The sequence below is a fragment of the Paraburkholderia xenovorans genome (genome assembly GCF_046030735.1).
In the GTDB taxonomy this organism is placed as follows: Bacteria; Pseudomonadota; Gammaproteobacteria; order Burkholderiales; family Burkholderiaceae; genus Paraburkholderia; species Paraburkholderia xenovorans_A.
This window is the reverse complement of the sequence record NZ_JAQQBV010000007.1, coordinates 45,387-61,676: the sequence shown is the minus strand read 5'-3', so window position 1 is coordinate 61,676 and position 16,290 is coordinate 45,387. Positions and strand designations below refer to the sequence as shown.

The 16,290-nt window shown below is 62.8% G+C and carries 19 protein-coding genes; 6 read left to right on the top strand and 13 right to left on the bottom strand.

The features are described from left to right. Positions 1-82: 82 nt before the first annotated feature. Entirely contained in the window at positions 83-415 is a 333-nt protein-coding gene (locus tag PQQ51_RS08900; protein ID WP_408496406.1) for a hypothetical protein, read from the bottom strand. A 145-nt stretch (positions 416-560) separates the two neighbouring features. Then, positions 561-953 carry a DUF6232 family protein gene (locus PQQ51_RS08895; protein ID WP_408496405.1) on the bottom strand — a complete coding sequence of 131 codons (393 nt, stop codon included), beginning with the start codon at positions 951-953 and terminating at the stop codon, positions 561-563. A 157-nt stretch (positions 954-1,110) separates the two neighbouring features. Here PQQ51_RS08895 and PQQ51_RS08890 point away from each other — a divergent pair, with 157 nt between their 5' ends. Both PQQ51_RS08890 and PQQ51_RS08885 read left to right on the top strand, forming a co-directional pair. Then, positions 1,111-1,362, top strand: coding sequence for a toxin HicA (locus PQQ51_RS08890; protein WP_408496404.1), 252 nt, complete (start codon positions 1,111-1,113; stop codon positions 1,360-1,362). Then, positions 1,352-1,675 carry a type II toxin-antitoxin system HicB family antitoxin gene (locus PQQ51_RS08885; protein WP_408496403.1) on the top strand — a complete coding sequence of 108 codons (324 nt, stop codon included), beginning with the start codon at positions 1,352-1,354 and terminating at the stop codon, positions 1,673-1,675. The genes PQQ51_RS08890 and PQQ51_RS08885 overlap by 11 nt, the downstream gene beginning before the upstream one ends. An 84-nt stretch (positions 1,676-1,759) precedes the next feature. Here the strand turns inward: PQQ51_RS08885 and PQQ51_RS08880 are convergent, their stop codons facing one another. Next, positions 1,760-2,938 carry a porin gene (locus tag PQQ51_RS08880; RefSeq protein WP_408496402.1) on the bottom strand — a complete coding sequence of 393 codons (1,179 nt, stop codon included), beginning with the start codon at positions 2,936-2,938 and terminating at the stop codon, positions 1,760-1,762. A gap of 291 nt (positions 2,939-3,229) precedes the next feature. Here PQQ51_RS08880 and PQQ51_RS08875 point away from each other — a divergent pair, with 291 nt between their 5' ends. Beyond that, positions 3,230-4,036 (top strand): MetQ/NlpA family ABC transporter substrate-binding protein, encoded by an 807-nt coding sequence (locus tag PQQ51_RS08875; RefSeq protein ID WP_408496401.1) that lies wholly within the window; start codon positions 3,230-3,232, stop codon positions 4,034-4,036. A 101-nt stretch (positions 4,037-4,137) separates the two neighbouring features. On the opposite strand, the gene PQQ51_RS08870 is transcribed toward PQQ51_RS08875, so the two are convergent. The 3 genes from PQQ51_RS08870 to PQQ51_RS08860 all read right to left on the bottom strand — a co-directional run bounded on the left by PQQ51_RS08870 (position 4,138) and on the right by PQQ51_RS08860 (position 6,845). Continuing rightward, positions 4,138-5,253, bottom strand: coding sequence for a succinylglutamate desuccinylase/aspartoacylase family protein (locus PQQ51_RS08870; protein ID WP_408496400.1), 1,116 nt, complete (start codon positions 5,251-5,253; stop codon positions 4,138-4,140). Positions 5,254-5,520: 267 nt separating this feature from the next. Beyond that, positions 5,521-6,303, bottom strand: a complete 783-nt coding sequence (locus PQQ51_RS08865; protein ID WP_408496399.1) for an ABC transporter substrate-binding protein — start codon at positions 6,301-6,303, stop codon at positions 5,521-5,523. 320 nt (positions 6,304-6,623) lie between these two features. Next, positions 6,624-6,845 carry a hypothetical protein gene (locus PQQ51_RS08860; protein ID WP_408496398.1) on the bottom strand — a complete coding sequence of 74 codons (222 nt, stop codon included), beginning with the start codon at positions 6,843-6,845 and terminating at the stop codon, positions 6,624-6,626. Positions 6,846-6,916: 71 nt separating this feature from the next. Between PQQ51_RS08860 and PQQ51_RS08855 the strand changes: the two genes are divergently transcribed. The 3 genes from PQQ51_RS08855 (at position 6,917) to PQQ51_RS08845 (ending at position 10,263) form a co-directional block, all read left to right on the top strand. Beyond that, a complete protein-coding gene (locus tag PQQ51_RS08855; protein ID WP_408496397.1) occupies positions 6,917-8,053 on the top strand; it encodes an ABC transporter substrate-binding protein in 1,137 nt (378 codons plus the stop codon). Continuing rightward, positions 8,053-9,864 (top strand): diguanylate cyclase domain-containing protein, encoded by a 1,812-nt coding sequence (locus tag PQQ51_RS08850; protein WP_408496396.1) that lies wholly within the window; start codon positions 8,053-8,055, stop codon positions 9,862-9,864. Before PQQ51_RS08855 ends, PQQ51_RS08850 begins: the two co-directional genes overlap by 1 nt. A gap of 87 nt (positions 9,865-9,951) precedes the next feature. Next, complete coding sequence (locus PQQ51_RS08845) at positions 9,952-10,263, top strand: hypothetical protein (protein ID WP_408496395.1); 312 nt, start codon at positions 9,952-9,954, stop codon at positions 10,261-10,263. Positions 10,264-10,279: 16 nt separating this feature from the next. Here PQQ51_RS08845 and PQQ51_RS08840 read toward each other — a convergent pair whose 3' ends face one another. Genes PQQ51_RS08840 through phnG form a run of 7 tightly spaced genes read right to left on the bottom strand, consistent with a single transcriptional unit; the run spans position 10,280 to position 16,214 of the window. Next, positions 10,280-11,413 carry an alpha-D-ribose 1-methylphosphonate 5-triphosphate diphosphatase gene (locus PQQ51_RS08840; RefSeq protein WP_408496394.1) on the bottom strand — a complete coding sequence of 378 codons (1,134 nt, stop codon included), beginning with the start codon at positions 11,411-11,413 and terminating at the stop codon, positions 10,280-10,282. A 27-nt stretch (positions 11,414-11,440) separates the two neighbouring features. Beyond that, complete coding sequence (phnL, locus tag PQQ51_RS08835) at positions 11,441-12,271, bottom strand: phosphonate C-P lyase system protein PhnL (protein WP_408496393.1); 831 nt, start codon at positions 12,269-12,271, stop codon at positions 11,441-11,443. Between the two features lie 8 nt (positions 12,272-12,279). Continuing rightward, entirely contained in the window at positions 12,280-13,050 is a 771-nt protein-coding gene (gene phnK, locus PQQ51_RS08830) for a phosphonate C-P lyase system protein PhnK (RefSeq protein ID WP_408496392.1), read from the bottom strand. Continuing rightward, entirely contained in the window at positions 13,047-13,970 is a 924-nt protein-coding gene (locus tag PQQ51_RS08825; RefSeq protein ID WP_408496391.1) for an alpha-D-ribose 1-methylphosphonate 5-phosphate C-P-lyase PhnJ, read from the bottom strand. The genes phnK and PQQ51_RS08825 overlap by 4 nt, the downstream gene beginning before the upstream one ends. Next, a complete protein-coding gene (locus PQQ51_RS08820; RefSeq protein WP_408496390.1) occupies positions 13,967-15,118 on the bottom strand; it encodes a carbon-phosphorus lyase complex subunit in 1,152 nt (383 codons plus the stop codon). Before PQQ51_RS08820 ends, PQQ51_RS08825 begins: the two co-directional genes overlap by 4 nt. After that, on the bottom strand, positions 15,118-15,729 hold the full coding sequence (gene phnH, locus PQQ51_RS08815; RefSeq protein WP_408496389.1) for a phosphonate C-P lyase system protein PhnH: 612 nt from the start codon (positions 15,727-15,729) through the stop codon (positions 15,118-15,120). The genes PQQ51_RS08820 and phnH overlap by 1 nt, the downstream gene beginning before the upstream one ends. Continuing rightward, the gene (gene phnG / locus PQQ51_RS08810; RefSeq protein WP_408496388.1) at positions 15,729-16,214 is read right to left on the bottom strand and encodes a phosphonate C-P lyase system protein PhnG; all 486 of its coding nucleotides are present in this window, start codon (positions 16,212-16,214) and stop codon (positions 15,729-15,731) included. Before phnG ends, phnH begins: the two co-directional genes overlap by 1 nt. Positions 16,215-16,290 lie beyond the last annotated feature (76 nt).

Genomic DNA, 16,290 nt, shown 5'->3' with positions numbered 1-16,290 from the left:
GCCTGGGCATTTGCAAAGATTTGTCAAGATTTGCCGGATCGCCGTGTTTTCGGCGCATGACCCGTGCAAACGATGACCTACATCAATATTCGCGCGGCTGACGGATCACGGTGGCCTGAGCGCGGCCGAGCGTGGCGTTGTCGAGTGCGACGGTCAGCAGGCCGATTACGTCGTCGAGCGTGCGCGAGGTCACTTCGACGCGAAAGGTCACACGTTCGTTGAGTTTGTCGACGGTCACGATATAGAGGCGCAGATCGTCGCCGAGGGTGGCGTGCAGCGCGCGCCGTCCGGCTGCCGACGACACGCCGGGCACGGTGACGTCGATGATGACGAGCGGAACGACGAGGTGGGTCGAGCTGGCAGGGCGCGATGCGCGCTGGCGGGACGGGGAAGACGTGACTGCGGACGTGAGCATCGTGATTGCGCCGACCCGGTGTGGCGGCGCATGTTGTTGACACCTGCTCACTCTAACGACGCACGCGTCAACGACGCGCAAAAGCTGTCGACGTGCGAATCAAAATTGTGTTAACGCGACGTGATCTGCCGACGTGATCGGCGCTTCAAACCTTGGGCGCGGTGGCGGCTGCTGTTTTCGCTTCATGCACGGCGGCGGCGACGCGTTCGACGAACTCGCGATCGACGCTCATCAGCGCTTCGCGCTCGCCGCTCGCGGTTTGCACCATCAGCCGATGGGTGACGTCCTGGGTCGCCCAGGTGAGCCAGCCGACCACGACGAGCATCGTGCCGCACACGATACCGACCGGTGAACGGAATATCCCGCCGACAATCGCGCCAATCAGACCGAGTGCTGAAATGGCACGCGGCAGGATTTTGTTTTTCGGCACGGTGACGACCTGAACGTCGACGATATCGCGCAGCGGAAAAACCTGGCCGGCGGAGGACAGTGCGTTACGCGTGACCGACACGCCGCGATCATTGAAAGGAGTTTCCATCGAGTCGAATGCAAGCGGTAGCAAAGGGCGCAGCGTACCAGATGCGACGGTGGGGCTGGAAGTGGTGGGGTGACGCGGCGATTTCCGTTAGCGGCGGTCAACGTTCCGCAGGGGACTGGGGCTTGAACGATGGTGTCATTAATGGCACCATTGAAGTATGACAAAAAAGATTCTTGAACAGATGCGCCGGGAGCCGACCAACGTTCGTTTCGCGGCGTTGCTCAAGGTCTGCGTGGAATATTTCGGCGAGCCACGGCGATCCGGCTCCAGCCACGCGGTGTTCAAAACGCCGTGGCCAGGCGATCCTCGCGTCAATATTCAAAACGATAACGGCAAAGCCAAGGCGTATCAGATACGTCAGGTGCTGAATGCCATAGATAAGCTCACGGAGAGCCAACATGCCAGTTGATCACTACACCTATCGCGTAACCTGGTCGCCGGAAGACGGCGAACACGTCGGCCTGTGCGCGGAGTTTCCATCCCTGTCGTGGCTCGCGCGTACGCCGGACGCCGCGTTGAAGGGCATTCGCGCCACAGTCGCCGATGCGATTGCCGATATGCGAGAAAGCGGTGAGACCGTGCCCGAACCGCTGGCCGAGAAGCGTTATAGCGGCGAGTTCAGAGTTCGTATCCCGCCGCAGCAGCATCGCGCGCTGGCAATGCAGGCGGCCGAGCAGGGCGTCAGTTTGAACCGGTTGGTGAGCATGAAGCTCGCGGCCTGAGCCGTCCCAAAAGAAAAACGCCCCGCAGGGCGTTTTTCCACAACCACGTGACAAGGAGCTCGCACTCCCCGCCCGCAAAGTCGCTTAGAACTTGTGACGGATACCGACGCGGAACGCCAGCTGATTGTCCGCACCCGTGCCCGACGTGCTGAAGTAGCTCGTGCTCGAACCGATCTGCGCTTGCAGATCTTGCGTGCCGTTGTGGCCGGCGGCGATCTGGTAAATACCCAGTGCGTACACGTCCGTACGCTTGCTCAGCGCGTAGTCGACGCTCAGGTCGGCCTGATTCCAGTGGCCGGTATTGGCGTTGCTCAGGTGCATGTACGTGTAGCCTGCGCCGACCGTCAGTGCCGGCGTGAACGCGTACTTCGCGCCTGCTTCGTACGCAGCGAACGTCGTTGCCGCGCCCGAAACCGCTTCGAGGCGCGTGTTCGTGTACAACGCCCACAGCGTCGCCGCGCCGATTGCATAACGGCCACCCAGGCCGACCGTGCGCAGATCGCGGATCTGGCCCGCGCCGAGCGTCGGGAACGTCACGTTAGCCAGCGACGTCGAGAAAGCCGGCGCTGCCTGACCCGGGTAACGGATGTCCGTGTACGCTGCGCCCACGCCGAACGGGCCGTTTGCGTAGTTCAGGCCGAAGCTGTATGCACGCGACGAGCCTGCGACCGGCGCGGTGGTCGTGCCCGAGCCCGGCACGCCAGCGAAGCCGCCAGCCTGGTTCGAGAAGCCGTACATGCCGCCGAACGTCAGACCCGCGAAGTTCGCGCTGCTGAACTTGACCGAGTTGTTGATACGGCTCGACGTCAGTTGGTCCACGTCGTTGATGTGGTAAGCGTAGTTACCCGCAACCGTTTGGCCGCCGGTCGAGTAGTTTCCGCCCAGATAATCCGTCGAGAACGAATACTGGCGGCCGAACGTCAGCGAGCCGACGTTGTTCTGCGACAGACCGACATACGCCTGACGGCCGAACAGCGCGCCGCCCTGGCCAAGCGCGCCGGTGCCGCTGTTGAAGCCGTTCTCCAACACGAACAGAGCCTTCAGGCCGCCACCGAGATCTTCGGTGCCGCGCAGGCCCCAACGGCTGCCTTGAGCAACGCCGTCGTCATACTTGAAGAGGTTGTCGTGACCGGTTGCGGTCTTCGAGTTGTTCACGTAGCTGATACCGGCGTCGATAATGCCGTACAGCGAAACGCTGCTTTGCGCATGGGCTGCGCTGGCGACGACGGCGAGGGTAGCGGCGGCAATTACTTTCTTGTTCAAGACATTCTCCGATTAAAAATTAAGCGATCGCGGCGCCGATCTCTTTGGCCGGTCGTGCGATGGCCGAAATTTAAGGGAATGCAGAGTAAGGTATGTGACAGTTTCAGAATCTTCGGTGTCTGTCGTGTTTGTGCGACAACCGCTAGCTTTGCTATTCCAGATCAAGCAAAGCGGCATAAATAAGCTTTTCCGTTTTGATGCGTATAAGCGTGTGAAAAACGATTGGTTTTCGGGCGCTGCAACAGCGTGCGACGATGCGGGCCTATCAATTCAATGAACGATGGGGACAGCATGCAACGTCGCACAATCATCAGGAATCTGCTCGCCGTGGCCGCCATTTCGCTGACGGCAACGTTGGCTCACGCGGCCGACAACGAGCTCAAGGTCGGCACGATGAGCGGACCGGATGCGCAGATCTGGACCGTCGTGACCAGGGTCGCGGCGCGCGAGGGCCTGAATCTCAAGGTGATCGAATTCAACGACTACGTGCAGCCGAACGCCGCGCTCGACGCCGGCGATCTCGATGCGAACGGTTTCCAGCATCAGCCGTTTCTCGACAGCCAGATCAAGCAGCGCGGCTACAAGATCGTCAACGTGGGACTGACCTACGTGTCGCCGATGGGCTTCTATTCGAAGAAACTGAAATCGCTCAAGGACTTGCCGGAAGGCGCGCGGGTCGGCATTCAGAACGATCCGTCGAACGGCAATCGCGCGCTGCTGCTGTTGCAGAAGTACGGCGTGATCAAGTTGAAGCCGGGTGCCGGCACGAACGGGGTCAACGCGACGCCGCTCGACGTCGCGGAGAATCCGAAGAAGATCAAGCTGGTGGAACTCGATGCCGCGCAATTGCCGCGCGCGCTCGACGATCTCGACGCCGCGTCGATCAATACCGATTACGCGGTGAAGGCCGGTCTGCAGCCGACCAAAGACGCCATCGCAATCGAAGACCTGAAGGGTCCGTACGCGAATCTGATCGCGGTGCGCGTGCAGGATCGCGACAAGCCGTGGGTCAAGAAACTGGTTGCCGCGTATGAGTCGGACGAAGTGCGCAAGTACATCGACACGCAATTCAAAGGCGCGATCATTCCGGCTTTCTGAGGTTTTTCCGCGTGGCGTGGCTGGCGGAATTGAACTGCCATCGCCGCATCGTGCATAAGCAAAATGCCCGCTGAATGAGCGGGCATTTTGCGTTCTGCGAATCAATTGCTGAGCAGCGAACCGCTTCTGAACGCCTTCGCGCCGGCAATGCGCGCGAACTCCAGACCGGCTGTTGCAAAGCGCGTCAGATGGCGCGCATACAGCACACCGGCGACGCTGCTCTTCAACGTGACGACGCGATCGGTCAACGGATCGACGATGTCGGCAATCGCCTGGCCGACATCGACCCACGTGCCGACTTCCGTGCGATACACCAGCACGCCGCTGATCGGTGCGACGATCGGCTCCGCACCGGCAAGCGGCGTGGCGGCGAATTCCAGCGCCGGCAGCGGGGCGGGCGTGCCGTCGATCACGCCACGCGAAGTCAGATACTCGATGATCGCCTGCGCGTCGCGTTCTGCGTAGTCGTACGACACTTCGCGCTGGCCGCGCAATTCGATCGTGACCGAGATCGAGCCGTTCGGAATCGGGAAACGGTCGCCGTATCGGCCGCGCAGATCCGACCAGCAGAAGCTGTGAATTTCGTCGAACGGATTGCCGACCGAATTCAGCGCGAGCAGGGAAGCCTTCGCGTCGAGGTAGCACGCGAGCGGTTCGACCTCCGGCCACAGGTCGGGGTTCGTGTAGAGGTGCATTGCGGCTTCCCAGTCGCAGTGCAGATCGAGCACGACGTCGGCGTCGTATGACAGTTTTTGCAGCGCCAGACGTTGCGATTCGAGTTCGGTGTGCGGCTCCAGCGCGTCGAGCGCCTCGCGCATCGCGGTGCGAATCGCCGTGCGGTTGGCGTCGAGGTTGTCGGTCAGGCGCGCTTCGATGACGGGCTCGACGAGCGCCGCCAGTTCATAGAAATTGCGGTTGAAGTTCTGCGCGGTGTTGGTTTCGAAACGGCCGGTCAGATGGCCGAGAAAGTGCTGATTCAGGCCGATCGGATTGGCCACCGGCACGATCACCACTTCGCCTCGCACCTTGCCGGCGCTTTCCAGCGCGGCGAGCTTGCGGCGCAGCGCCCACGACACCAGCATGCCGGGCAACTCGTCGGCATGCAGCGAGGACTGGATGTAAATCTTCTGCCCGCCGCCGGGACCGTAGTGGAAACTCGTCAGATTACGGACGGTGCCGAGCGTCGGGGCAATCAGCGGATGGGTTTGGGTTTGCATGGTTTTCAAATCCGCGGGCAAGTGTGGCGCGCCGCGCTATGTCGTTGATTACAGTGGAAAAGAAGGCCTGGTTTCAGCCGGCGGCGGGGCCGCTGGCGGTGTCTCGATCGCACGATCTTAGCCGATATGCCGCGCCACGGGGTTTCGCGAGGCGCCGGGACCCGCCGAAAAAGCCGCGCCATAAACGCAAACGGGCTCCGCGTGAAGCGGAGCCCGTTTGCAGCCTGGCAGCCGGCCTGCCGTCAGGCGCGCCGGCGAGCTTGCGGCTTAGCTGCCGTACACGTCGAAGTCGAAGTACTTCTTCTCGAGCTTCTTGTACGTACCGTCCTTGATGATGTCGGCGATAGCCTTGTCGACCTTGGCCTTCAGATCGGTGTCTTCCTTGCGCATGCCGATGCCTGCGCCGTTGCCGAGGATCTTCGGATCGTCGAGGTCCTTGCCCACGAAGTCGAAGCCTGCGCCGCGCGGGGTCTTCAGGAAGCCGATTTCAGCTTGCACCGCATCTTGCAGCGCCGCGTCCAGACGGCCCGACAGCAAGTCGGCATAAACCTGGTCCTGGTTCTGATACGGGACGACCTTCGTGCCCTTCGCTTCCCAGTACGTCTTCGCGTAGGTTTCCTGGATCGTGCCCTGTTCGACGCCAACCGTCTTGCCCTTCAACGAATCGGCCGTCGGCAGGATGCCCGAACCCTTCTTCGCGACGAGGCGCGTCGGCGTGTTGAACAGTTTCGATGAGAACGCAACCTGTTCGGCGCGTTGCGGCGTCATGGACATCGACGACAGCACGCCGTCGAACTTCTTCGCCTTCAGGGCCGGGATCATGCCGTCGAAGTCGTTTTCGACCCACACGCACTTGGCCTTCAGGCGCGCGCAGATTTCATTGCCGAGGTCGATATCGAAGCCAACGAGCTTACCGTCCGAGCCCTTCGATTCGAACGGGGGGTAGCTGGCGTCAACGCCGAAACGGATGGTCGACCAATCTTTCGCGTGTGCGCCAATCGAGACGGTAGCAAGCAGAGCAACCGTCAAAGCCGCTAGCAGTTTTTTCACTGTTTAACTCCTCGGTGTAGTTCAAATACTCCCGTATGCGGTTGTACCGCTGCGGGACGCCCGGCGCGACTTACGGCCGGGCTTGGGGTCATGCTGCCGGCCGGGGCGGCCAGCAGCGCGCGCCAAGCTTATCAGTTCAAAAAGATTGGGTAGCTAGTGAAACACCGGATAGGCGGCGAGGATGGCTTCTAAAGCTCGAATATGGTGGAGATCGATATTTCTCGCGATGCCTCTTGCATAGTCACGTAACGGCGACGTAAAGAAGTTGACTAAGGGTGGTGGCGAGCCGGACGCTGCGAAACTACAGCCTCGGCACCGCTTCACATCTGTACCGTTTGGTTAAAGAATTCTGATGAATTACCGTTAATGCGACTGAGCGTATTTGTCGCATGCGCAAACCGGCGTAATCGACCGAACGGCGGCGAAGCCTGACCAAAAATGGTTTGCTTGGCGCTATCATCGACGCTCGGTTCGCTGCGCCACGCAGCGAAAATGCGCGTTTCTGTCTGAACAAAGTCATCGGGCAACACGTCCGCGGTCACAAGCCGCGAGCCTGTGCATGCTCGTCGTATTGGCCTTTCGCTAAGCGGTGTTGTATATGCACATGATTTCGATGGCAGATGAAAGGCGTGGTTGCAGGCCATCTCGCTCGCCGTCGCAAACAGCGGCTGCCGCGCGCGTGCAGGTTTCTCGCCGCGACGTTTTCCAGCACATTTTCACGGCCTTGCTGGCCGTCACCGTGTTCTTCCCGGCGTTCGTGCTGTCGACACCGGCCGCGGCTGCCGAAAAAGTGCTGCGTGTTCTCGCATGGCCCGGCTATGCAGACGCCGATGTCGTGAAGCGTTTCGAAGCACGCTACAACGCAAAAGTCGAAGTCACGCTGGTCGATTCCGACGAGGCGTTATGGGCGCAACTGCATGCCGCGCCGAAGCCGCCATTCGACGTACTCGCGGCCAATACCGCGGAAATCCAGCGTTATACCCATGCCGGCTTGCTGGCGCCGCTCGATCTCGCGAGCTTGCCGAATACGAAGAAGCAACTGCTGCGCTTTCAGGCGCGCGCATCGATCGTCGGATTGACTTCCGGCGGGCACGTGTACGCGATTCCGTTCACGTATTCGTCGATGGGACTGATTTACGATCGCAAGCAGTTCCCCGTCCCGCCGCATTCGATGCGCGAATTGTGGAATCCTGGCTATCAGGGCAAGGTGCTCGACTTCAACAGCGCGCAGCATAATTTTTCGTTCACGGCGCTCGCGCTCGGCTACCCGCATCCGTTCCAGCTCGACGCCGCGCAGATGCGCCAGATCGCGCACAAGCTCGTCGATCTGCGCCGCAATCTGTTGACGTACTACACGTTGCCTGAAGAGGCGACCGCCTTCTTCATCCGGCACAAAGTTGCGCTGATGTTCGGCAATTACGGCACCCAGCAGGTCGAATTGCTGCGCCGTGCCGGTGCGGACGTCGGCTACGTGATTCCCGACGAAGGCGCGCTCGCGTGGCTCGATTGCTGGTCGATGACGAGTTCGGCGGCCGATCGTCCGCTCGCGTTGGCCTGGATCAACTACATGCTCGAACCGGATGTCAGCGCATTGCTGACGCGACGCCAGGGGCTCGCCAATACGTTGACGGCGCCGGAGGACAACATCGAAAACGCGCACATCGTCTGGATCGAACCCGTGGAGGATATTCAACGGCGCGAGGCGCTGTGGAGCAAGATCGTGTCCGGCGACCGGTCGGAGCGCTTCTGATGATGCGCCAGGGGCTGACCTTCAAGCTATCCGTGCTGCTCACGTGCATGGGCGTGCTCGCGTCCGGCGCGACCGGCTACTACGCGTACCGGGCCAATCGCTCAATGCTCGTGAACGAGGCGGAACACAGCCTGCTGACCTCGACGGAACTGTTGGGCCAGCGCTTTTCCGTCGCCATCGACGATGTGGGCGCCGACGCACTCGTGCTCGCCAGCATGCCGACCACCGCGGACATCGCGCAGTCCGACGACGGTCTGCGCGCCAACGAAGCGCGCGAGCGGCTCGCGCAGGTGTATTCCAGCTTCATGATTCATCACCCGGAATACCTGCAGATCCGGCTGATTACCCGCAAACAGCACGGACTCGAGCTGATCCGTTTCGATCGCGACGGCGACGGGGTGGCGCGCGTCGAGGGCAACGATCTGCAGGAGAAAGGTCAGTTTGCCTATGTGTTCGATACGCTCGCATTTTCGCCGGGCCGTGTTTACACCTCGCCGATTTCGGTGAATCACGAGTACGGCGTGCATTCCGCCGAGGGCAAACCGACGCTGCGTCTCGGTACGCCGGTGGCGAGCGCGAGCGGCGCAGTGGTGGGCGTCGTCATCATCGACATCGATCTGGCCGGTTTGCTGCAACGCTTGCAGAGCGATTTGCCGAGCGACTATCAGGTCTATCTGGCGAACGAGTGGGGCGATTTTCTCGTGCATCCGGATGCGTCGAAAACCTTCGGTTTCGACAAGGGCCGCCGCGTGCTGATGCAGGATAGCTTCGCCGCCACGAAGTTCCTGTTCGCGCAGACGCAAAGCGAAATACTGCTGAACGGGCTGACCCGGCCGAGCGAGGCGCCCGGTCAGGTGCTCGCGTTCGTGCGCCGCACGTTCGGCGCGTCCGAAGGCAATCGCTTCATCGTGCTGGGTCTCGGCAAGCCGCTTTCCGACGTGCTGGCGGGCGCGCATCTGCTGGGCAACAGCATCGTCCGCATCGTGCTGACCTTCAGCGTGGTGGGATTCTTCCTCGCGATCCTGTTCGCGCGCGCATTGACCAAGCCGTTGCAGAGTCTCGCGCATGCGGCCACGCATCTGTTCGCCGAGCATGCGATGGAACCGCTGCCGCTCAAACGCACCGACGAAATCGGCGTGCTGGCGCGCTGCTTCGATCGCTTGCGCCGCGAAATCAAGGCGCAAATGGATGTGCTGCACAAGAAGCAGCATGAGCTCGCGCATCTCGCGACTCACGACGTATTGACCGGTTTGCCGAACCGCATGCTGTTCATGCAGAAGCTCGAATCGGCGATCGACGAGGCGACGCGTCGTCACGAACAGCTTGCGGTGCTGTTCGTCGATCTCGACCGCTTCAAGCAGATCAACGACCAGTTCGGGCATTCCGTCGGCGACAAGGTGCTGGTGACGGTGGCGCGCCGGCTGAAACAGGCGCTGTGCAGCGCGGATCTCGCGGCCCGGCTCGGCGGCGACGAGTTCATCGTGCTCATTGAAGGTCCGCGCTCCGCCGAAGCTGCACCGGGCATCGCGTCGCGCATCATGGACACCGTCAACGAAGAACTGGCGATCGACGGGCAGCGTATGACGGTGGGTGCGAGCATCGGCATCAGCCAGTTTCCGGTCGATAGCGCAAACGCGGAGGAGTTGCTGCTGCACGCCGACGCCGCGATGTACGCGGCGAAATCCGATGGACGTTGTGCGTATTTGCGTTATCAGGATCTGCTCGAGTTGCGCGAGGCTCAGCGGATACAGGCGCAAACCGGTGAGAGCGCGACAGAAGGGCGCGAGGCAGAGCCGACCGCCCCGAACTAGTGCATCGTCTGTAATGTTGCGGTGCAGCACGAAAGAGGTTTTTGCGTTATATTTCGGAGGTGCGGCTCATGTCCAGAGAGGTACAGAATGTACGACGCCGAAATCGCTGCCACTCTCCTGAATCGATGGGCTTCGCGCCCATCCACGCCTGACTTCGACGCCTTTCTCGACTTGCTGCGGGAAGGTAACCTCAATTTCACCTATCAATCCGGCCATGTGCGCGAAGCGGGGCTGGCCGAAGGGCGCGCGCTGACCATCGAATCGCTGGTGTTCAACGACGGCTCGCGCACGCTGCGCGTCGAGGCGCCCGACAAACACGTCGAAGCGCCCGACCGCACACCGCGCTGGACTCGCTGGGCCGCGGTCGAACCGTTGCTGCCCGTGCCCAGCGAGGCCTGACCCAAGTTTTCTTCTTTCAAACGATCCGCGCGCCGGCGCGATAGGTCGCGCGCGGCACCGGCAGCGTGTCGAGCATCGTCACGCGCACGAAATCGGCGCGCAGACCTGCTTCGATCGCGCCACGATCATGCAGGCCCGCGGTGCGCGCGGGTTCGGCCGATACGGTCGCCATCGCGCGCGGCAGGCTCCAACCGGCCTTGTCGACCAGTTCGAAAACCGCCGTCAGCAAACTGGACGGCACATAATCCGACGACAGAATATCCAGCAGGTCCGCCTTCGCCAGTTCGAGCGCCGACACATTGCCCGAGTGCGAACCGCCGCGCACGATGTTCGGCGCACCCATGATCGTCGAGATGCCATGCTCGCGCGCCGCTTCGGCGGCGATGCGAGTGGTCGGGAATTCGGCCAGCACGATGCCTTCTGCCTTCGCCTGTTCGACGTGCTCGATCAGCGTGTCGTCGTGGCTCGCCACCGGAATGCCGAGCCGGTTGCAGCGCTTCACGATCTCGTGGCGGTGCGCGTCGGCGTAACGTTCCTGTTCTGCCGACAACTCCACCAGTGCCGTCGCCACATGTTCGTCCGTGAGCTTGCCGTTGCGCTCCTGGAAGCGGCGCCACTGATCGCGGTCGTGCCATTGGCGCTGGCCGGGTGTGTGATCCATCACCGAAGCGAGCCGCAGCAACGGATGCGTGCATAGCGAATCGAATAGCTCCACCACGTCGGGCGTCGCGATTTCGCAGCGCAGATGCAGAAAGTGTTCGGAGCGCAGCAGCTTGCGCTCCGAGAACCGTTGCAGTGAAGCCGCGCATTGCGTCTGCATCTCGCGGCCGCGCAGCCCGACGTTCGAGCGCGAGCCGATCGCGAGCGCGTCGAACACCGTGGTGATGCCGGCCGCCGCGACTTGCGCGTCGTGGATCACGAACGCGGCGTCGGTGTTCCAATGAACGCCCGGACGCGGCACGAGATGCTTCTCGAGGTTGTCCGTGTGCAGTTCGATCAGACCGGGCAACAGATAGTCGCCGTCCCAATCTTCCGCGTCGGGCGCCGACGTGGTGCCGCGTTCGATATCGCGAATCACGCCGTCTTCGACGCGTACCACGCCGGTGAATACTTCGTCTCGCGTCACGACGCGAGCGTTTCTGATCAACATCGACTTGCTCCGTAGTCAGTCAGACTTTCAGTGTGTGTCAGTGTAGTGCCGTTTCGTGTCATCTGATTGCGCGCCGGTGGCGCTAGCTTGGTGACGCAACGGCGGCTGGAGTTCGAGGCGGCGCGTCGCCACCTTGTTACGCGTGTCTTCGTCATGGAAGATGCCGACGATCGCCGCGCCGCGCTCGCGGGCTTCGACGATCAGATCGGCGACCACGTCGCGGTTTTCCGCATCGAGTGAAGCGGTCGGTTCGTCGAGCAGCAGCAGCGGATGCTCAGCGATCAAACCGCGCGCGATGTTCACGCGTTGTTGTTCGCCGCCCGAGAACGTGGCGGGCGCGAGCGACCACAAGCGTTCCGGCACGTTTAGCCGCGCCAGCAGGGCCGCGGCCCGCGAGCGCGCTTCGTCTTCCGCCACGCCGCGCGACAGCAGCGGCTCGGCGACGAGCGTGAGCGTTGTCACACGGGGAATCACGCGCAAAAACTGGCTCACGTAGCCGACCACGCTGCGCCGCAGACGCAACACGTCGTGCGGTTCGGCGCCGGTGATCGACACCGCTCGTCCTTCTCCACCCGCCGTATCGCGAATCGCGATCGAGCCGGTGCTCGCGAGGTAATTGCCATACAGGCAACGCAACAGCGTGCTTTTTCCCGCGCCGGACGGACCGACCAGCACCACGCATTCGCCGCGCTCGACTTCGAGCGAGACGCCCGCGAGCGCTTCGATCCGCACGCCGCCCTGGCCGTGCAGCGTGAAGGTTTTGCGGATGTCGACGGCGCGCAGCATCAGCGCCGCGTTGTCCGTGAATGCGCGATCGGCGAATGCGTGCGAATCGGCGCCTGTTTCAATGGATCGCATAGTGAGCCTCAAACCGGCAGAACCGAGGAAACGAGTGTTTGCGTGTACGGATGCTGCGGATCGTCGAGCACCTGGTCGGTCAGACCCGACTCGACCACCGCGCCGCCTTGCATGACCATCAGACGATGCGCGAGCAGACGCGCCACGCCGATATCGTGCGTGACGATCAGCACCGACAGATGCAGCGTGGAAGTCAGCGTGCGCAGCAGATCGAGCAGACGCGCCTGCACGGAGACGTCGAGGCCGGCGGTCGGTTCGTCCATGAAGACGAGACGCGGACCGGTGACGAGATTGCGCGCGATCTGCAAACGTTGCTGCATGCCGCCGGAAAACGCCGCCGGAAATTCGTCGATACGCGAGGCGTCCAGTTCCACGCGCTCCATCCATTGCGTTGCCGCGTGCCGGATATCGCCGTAGTGGCGCGCGCCGACCGCCATCAGCGGCTCGCCGATGTTCGCGCCGGCGGACACGCCGCTGCGCAAGCCGTCGCGCGGATTCTGCTGCACGAAGCCCCACTCGGTGCGCATCAGCAAACGGCGGCGCGGTTCGGACAGTGCGAGCAGATCGAACTGGTCGCCATGCGTGGCCGTGTAATGCAGCGTGCCGCTATCGGCTTCGGTTTTCAGCGCGAGCGTATTCAACAGCGTGGTCTTGCCGGAGCCGGATTCGCCGACGATGCACAGCACCTCGCCCGGATACAGATCGAAGCTGACGTTCCTGCAGCCGTTACGGCCGCCATATTGTTTGGTGAGCGAGCGGGCGCTCAACAGCGGGGTCATGCCGTTTCTCCTTTGCGCGCTTCGTAGGCCGGTAGTTCGAGGTCCTGATCTCCGCGGCGTTCGTGGCAGTAATCGCTGTCCGAACAGACGAACATGCGCTTGCCTGCATCGTCGACGATCATTTCGTCGAGGAAGCTTTCCGTCGAGCCGCACAACGCGCACGCGTGCTGCCACTTCTGTATTTCGAACGGGTGATCGTCGAAGTCGAGGCTGCGCACCGGCGTGTACGGCGGAATCGCGTGGATGCGCCGTTCGCGGCCGGCGCCGAACAGTTGCAGCGCCGGGTTCATGTGCATCTTCGGATTGTCGAACTTCGGAATCGGCGACGGCGAACTCAGATAGCGGTTGTTGACGATCACCGGATAGTCGTACGTGGTGGCGATGCTGCCGTGATGGACGATGTCCTCGTACAGCTTCACGCTGATCAGCCCGTAATCGGCGAGCGCATGCAGCTTCTTGCATTCGGCGACGCGCGGTTCGAGCCGGTACAACGGTTCGGGCATCGGCACCTGGTAGACCAGAATCTGCCTGTCGGTGAGCGGTGCTTCCGGAATCCGGTGACGGGTCTGCACGATCGTCGCTTCGGTCGTGCGGCGCGTGGTCGCCACGCCGGTGGTGCGCGCGAAAAAGCGGCGGATGTTGACCGCGTTCGTGGTTTCGTCGGAGCCCTGATCGATCACCTTCAGCGTATCGTTGCGGCCGATGATCGCCGCCGTCACCTGAATGCCGCCTGTGCCCCAGCCGTACGGCAACGGCATTTCGCGCGACGCGAACGGCACCTGATAACCGGGCACGGCGACCGCTTTCAGCAGCGCGCGGCGCAGCATGCGCTTGGTTTGCTCGTCGAGGTAGGCGAAGTTGTAGCCGTCCGCCGCGCTGTCGTACGAAGCGGGGGCGAGGGATGTGTCGGGCGCGTTCATGCTGCCTGCTCCTGTTGATCGCTGCCGTGGTCTTCAGCTTGCTCGGGGCGCTGTGCAGCGTGCTGTTCCCGCAAGCGCCGCACGAGTTCGAGTTCGGACTGGAAGTCGACGTAGTGCGGCAGCTTCAGATGCTGGACGAAGCCGGATGCTTCCACGCTATCGCTATGCGACAGCATGAATTCGATGTCCTGCGTCGGCGACGCGAGCGTTTCGCCGAGTTCCTCGGCGCGCAGCGCGCGGTCCACCAGCGCCATCGCCATCGTCTTGCGTTCCGAGTGGCCGAACGCGAGGCCGTAGCCTTGCGTGAAGGTCGGCGGCACGTCGCCGCTGCCGGCGAACTGGTTGATCATCTGGCATTCGGTGATGTCGATGTCGCCGATTTCCACCGCTTCGCCCAACTCGTCGAGCTCCATTTCCACGGTCACTGTGCCGAAGCGGATTTCGCCGGCAAACGGATGCGTGTGCGAGTAGCCGCGTTGCGTCGCGTAGCCCATCGCGAGCAGAAAGCCTTCGTCGCCGCGTGCGAGATTCTGTAGACGCGTGCTGCGGTTCGCGGGAAAGGCGAGCGGTTCGCGCGACAGGTCGCCGGGTTCCGCCGCGTTCGGCGTGGGGCGTTCCTGTTCGATCAGACCTTCCTTGTCGAGCAGCGAGACCACGCGCGGCATGGCTTCGCCCTCATGCGGCGCGCTGCGTTGCGGCGCTGCGTACGACGCGCGACTCGCACTCATATCTGCGTCGCCTTCGGCGAGCAACGCAAAATCCAGCAGACGTTGCGTGTAATCGTAAGTCGCGCCGAGCAACTGGCCGCCCGGCACGTCTTTAAACGTCGCCGAGATGCGGCGCTGCACCTGCATCGCTTCAGTGTCGATTGCCTGCGTGTAGCCGAAACGCGGCAACGTGGTGCGATAGGCGCGCAGCAAAAAGATCGCTTCGACCAGATCGCCCGCGGCCTGTTTGATCGCGAGCGCGGCGAGTTCTTCGTCGTAGACCGAGCCTTCGGTCATCACGCGCGCGACCGCGAGACGCATCTGCTCGCGAATCTGCGCGACGCTGAGCTCGGGCAGCCGCGTATCGCCGCGGCGCGCCTTGTCGAGCAGACGCCACGACGCTTCGATCGCGCGTTCTCCACCCTTGACGGCAACGTACATCAGTTCACCTTCGCTTGAGTTGTGCGCGGCAAGCCGACCAGCTTGTTGCCGCAGACGAGGTAGCAATCGATGCCGCACGGAAAGAGCGGCGCGAGGGCGGCGCGTTCACGCCAGAAATGCTCGGGCAGGCCGACGGGGGCGATCGTGGCAGTGTGCTGGATGCCAGGGCCGCTCAGCTCGACAGGTGCGCCGCCGCTCATCGCGTCCACACGGATCAGCAACGTGACCGAGTGTTCCGGCGACTCCGCTTCGCCCAGCGCAAAACGCTCGAGGGACGGCAGTGCGTTCGCGTCGTGAATATAGGCAAACGCGGCCTGTTCGGGTTCGTCGACGAGCGGCGCGCCGGTGTGAAAGCGCAGCGCGGAGCCGAGCGCGGTGTCCGGCTGCGCGAGCCACACCGGCGTCGCGTAGTCGCACAGCGTGAGCAGCGCGGCGAACGCAGCCAGTTCGGCGCGCGTGGCGCGCACTTCGGGCAGCACGTTCTCGACGACGCCGACCGTGCCCGGCCGCGACAACGCGTCGAGCAGCGTGCGAAATACCGCTTGAGTGTCGTGCACCGGGTCGGCAAAACCCGGCGTCAATGTCGACAATGCAATCTGTGAGTTTTCCATCAGTCGCCCCGGACCATCGTAAAGAATTCGACGCGCGTGGTGGCCGCGTCCTGCTGCCGTTCGGCGCGCCGAGCGGCCTGTTGCGCGGCGAACGGTTCGATCAGCTCGCCATACAGTTCCGCGTGACGCTCGGGCATTTGCAGCAGCGCGTCTGCCAGCGCAGCCAATTCGGCGCGGCGGCGATCGCGGCCCAGGTGGCACGCCACGCCGACCGCGGGCGAACCGGAACCTGCGCCGCGCAAGCGCAGCGTGGCCCGCGTGACGGTGGCTTCGCCGAGATTGAACGGGTCGCCGCTGCCGCCGATGCGGCCGCGCACCATTGCGAGGCCGATTTCAGGCGGCCGGAGCCACTCATAGACCGGCGGCGGGGAGCCTTGCAGCGCGCGTTCCAGCGCGGCTTCCAGATCGGCGCGCGGCGTGCGCGCCAGCACGGCCATCCATGCGCGCCGCAAGGCGGAGGACGGCGAGGCGGAGGTAGCACTCATCGAAGTTCCTGTTGGTCCAGCAAGGCGGTCATTTGAGCATCTATTCGTCTAAACGTCTAGACGTTTAGAGGTAGAC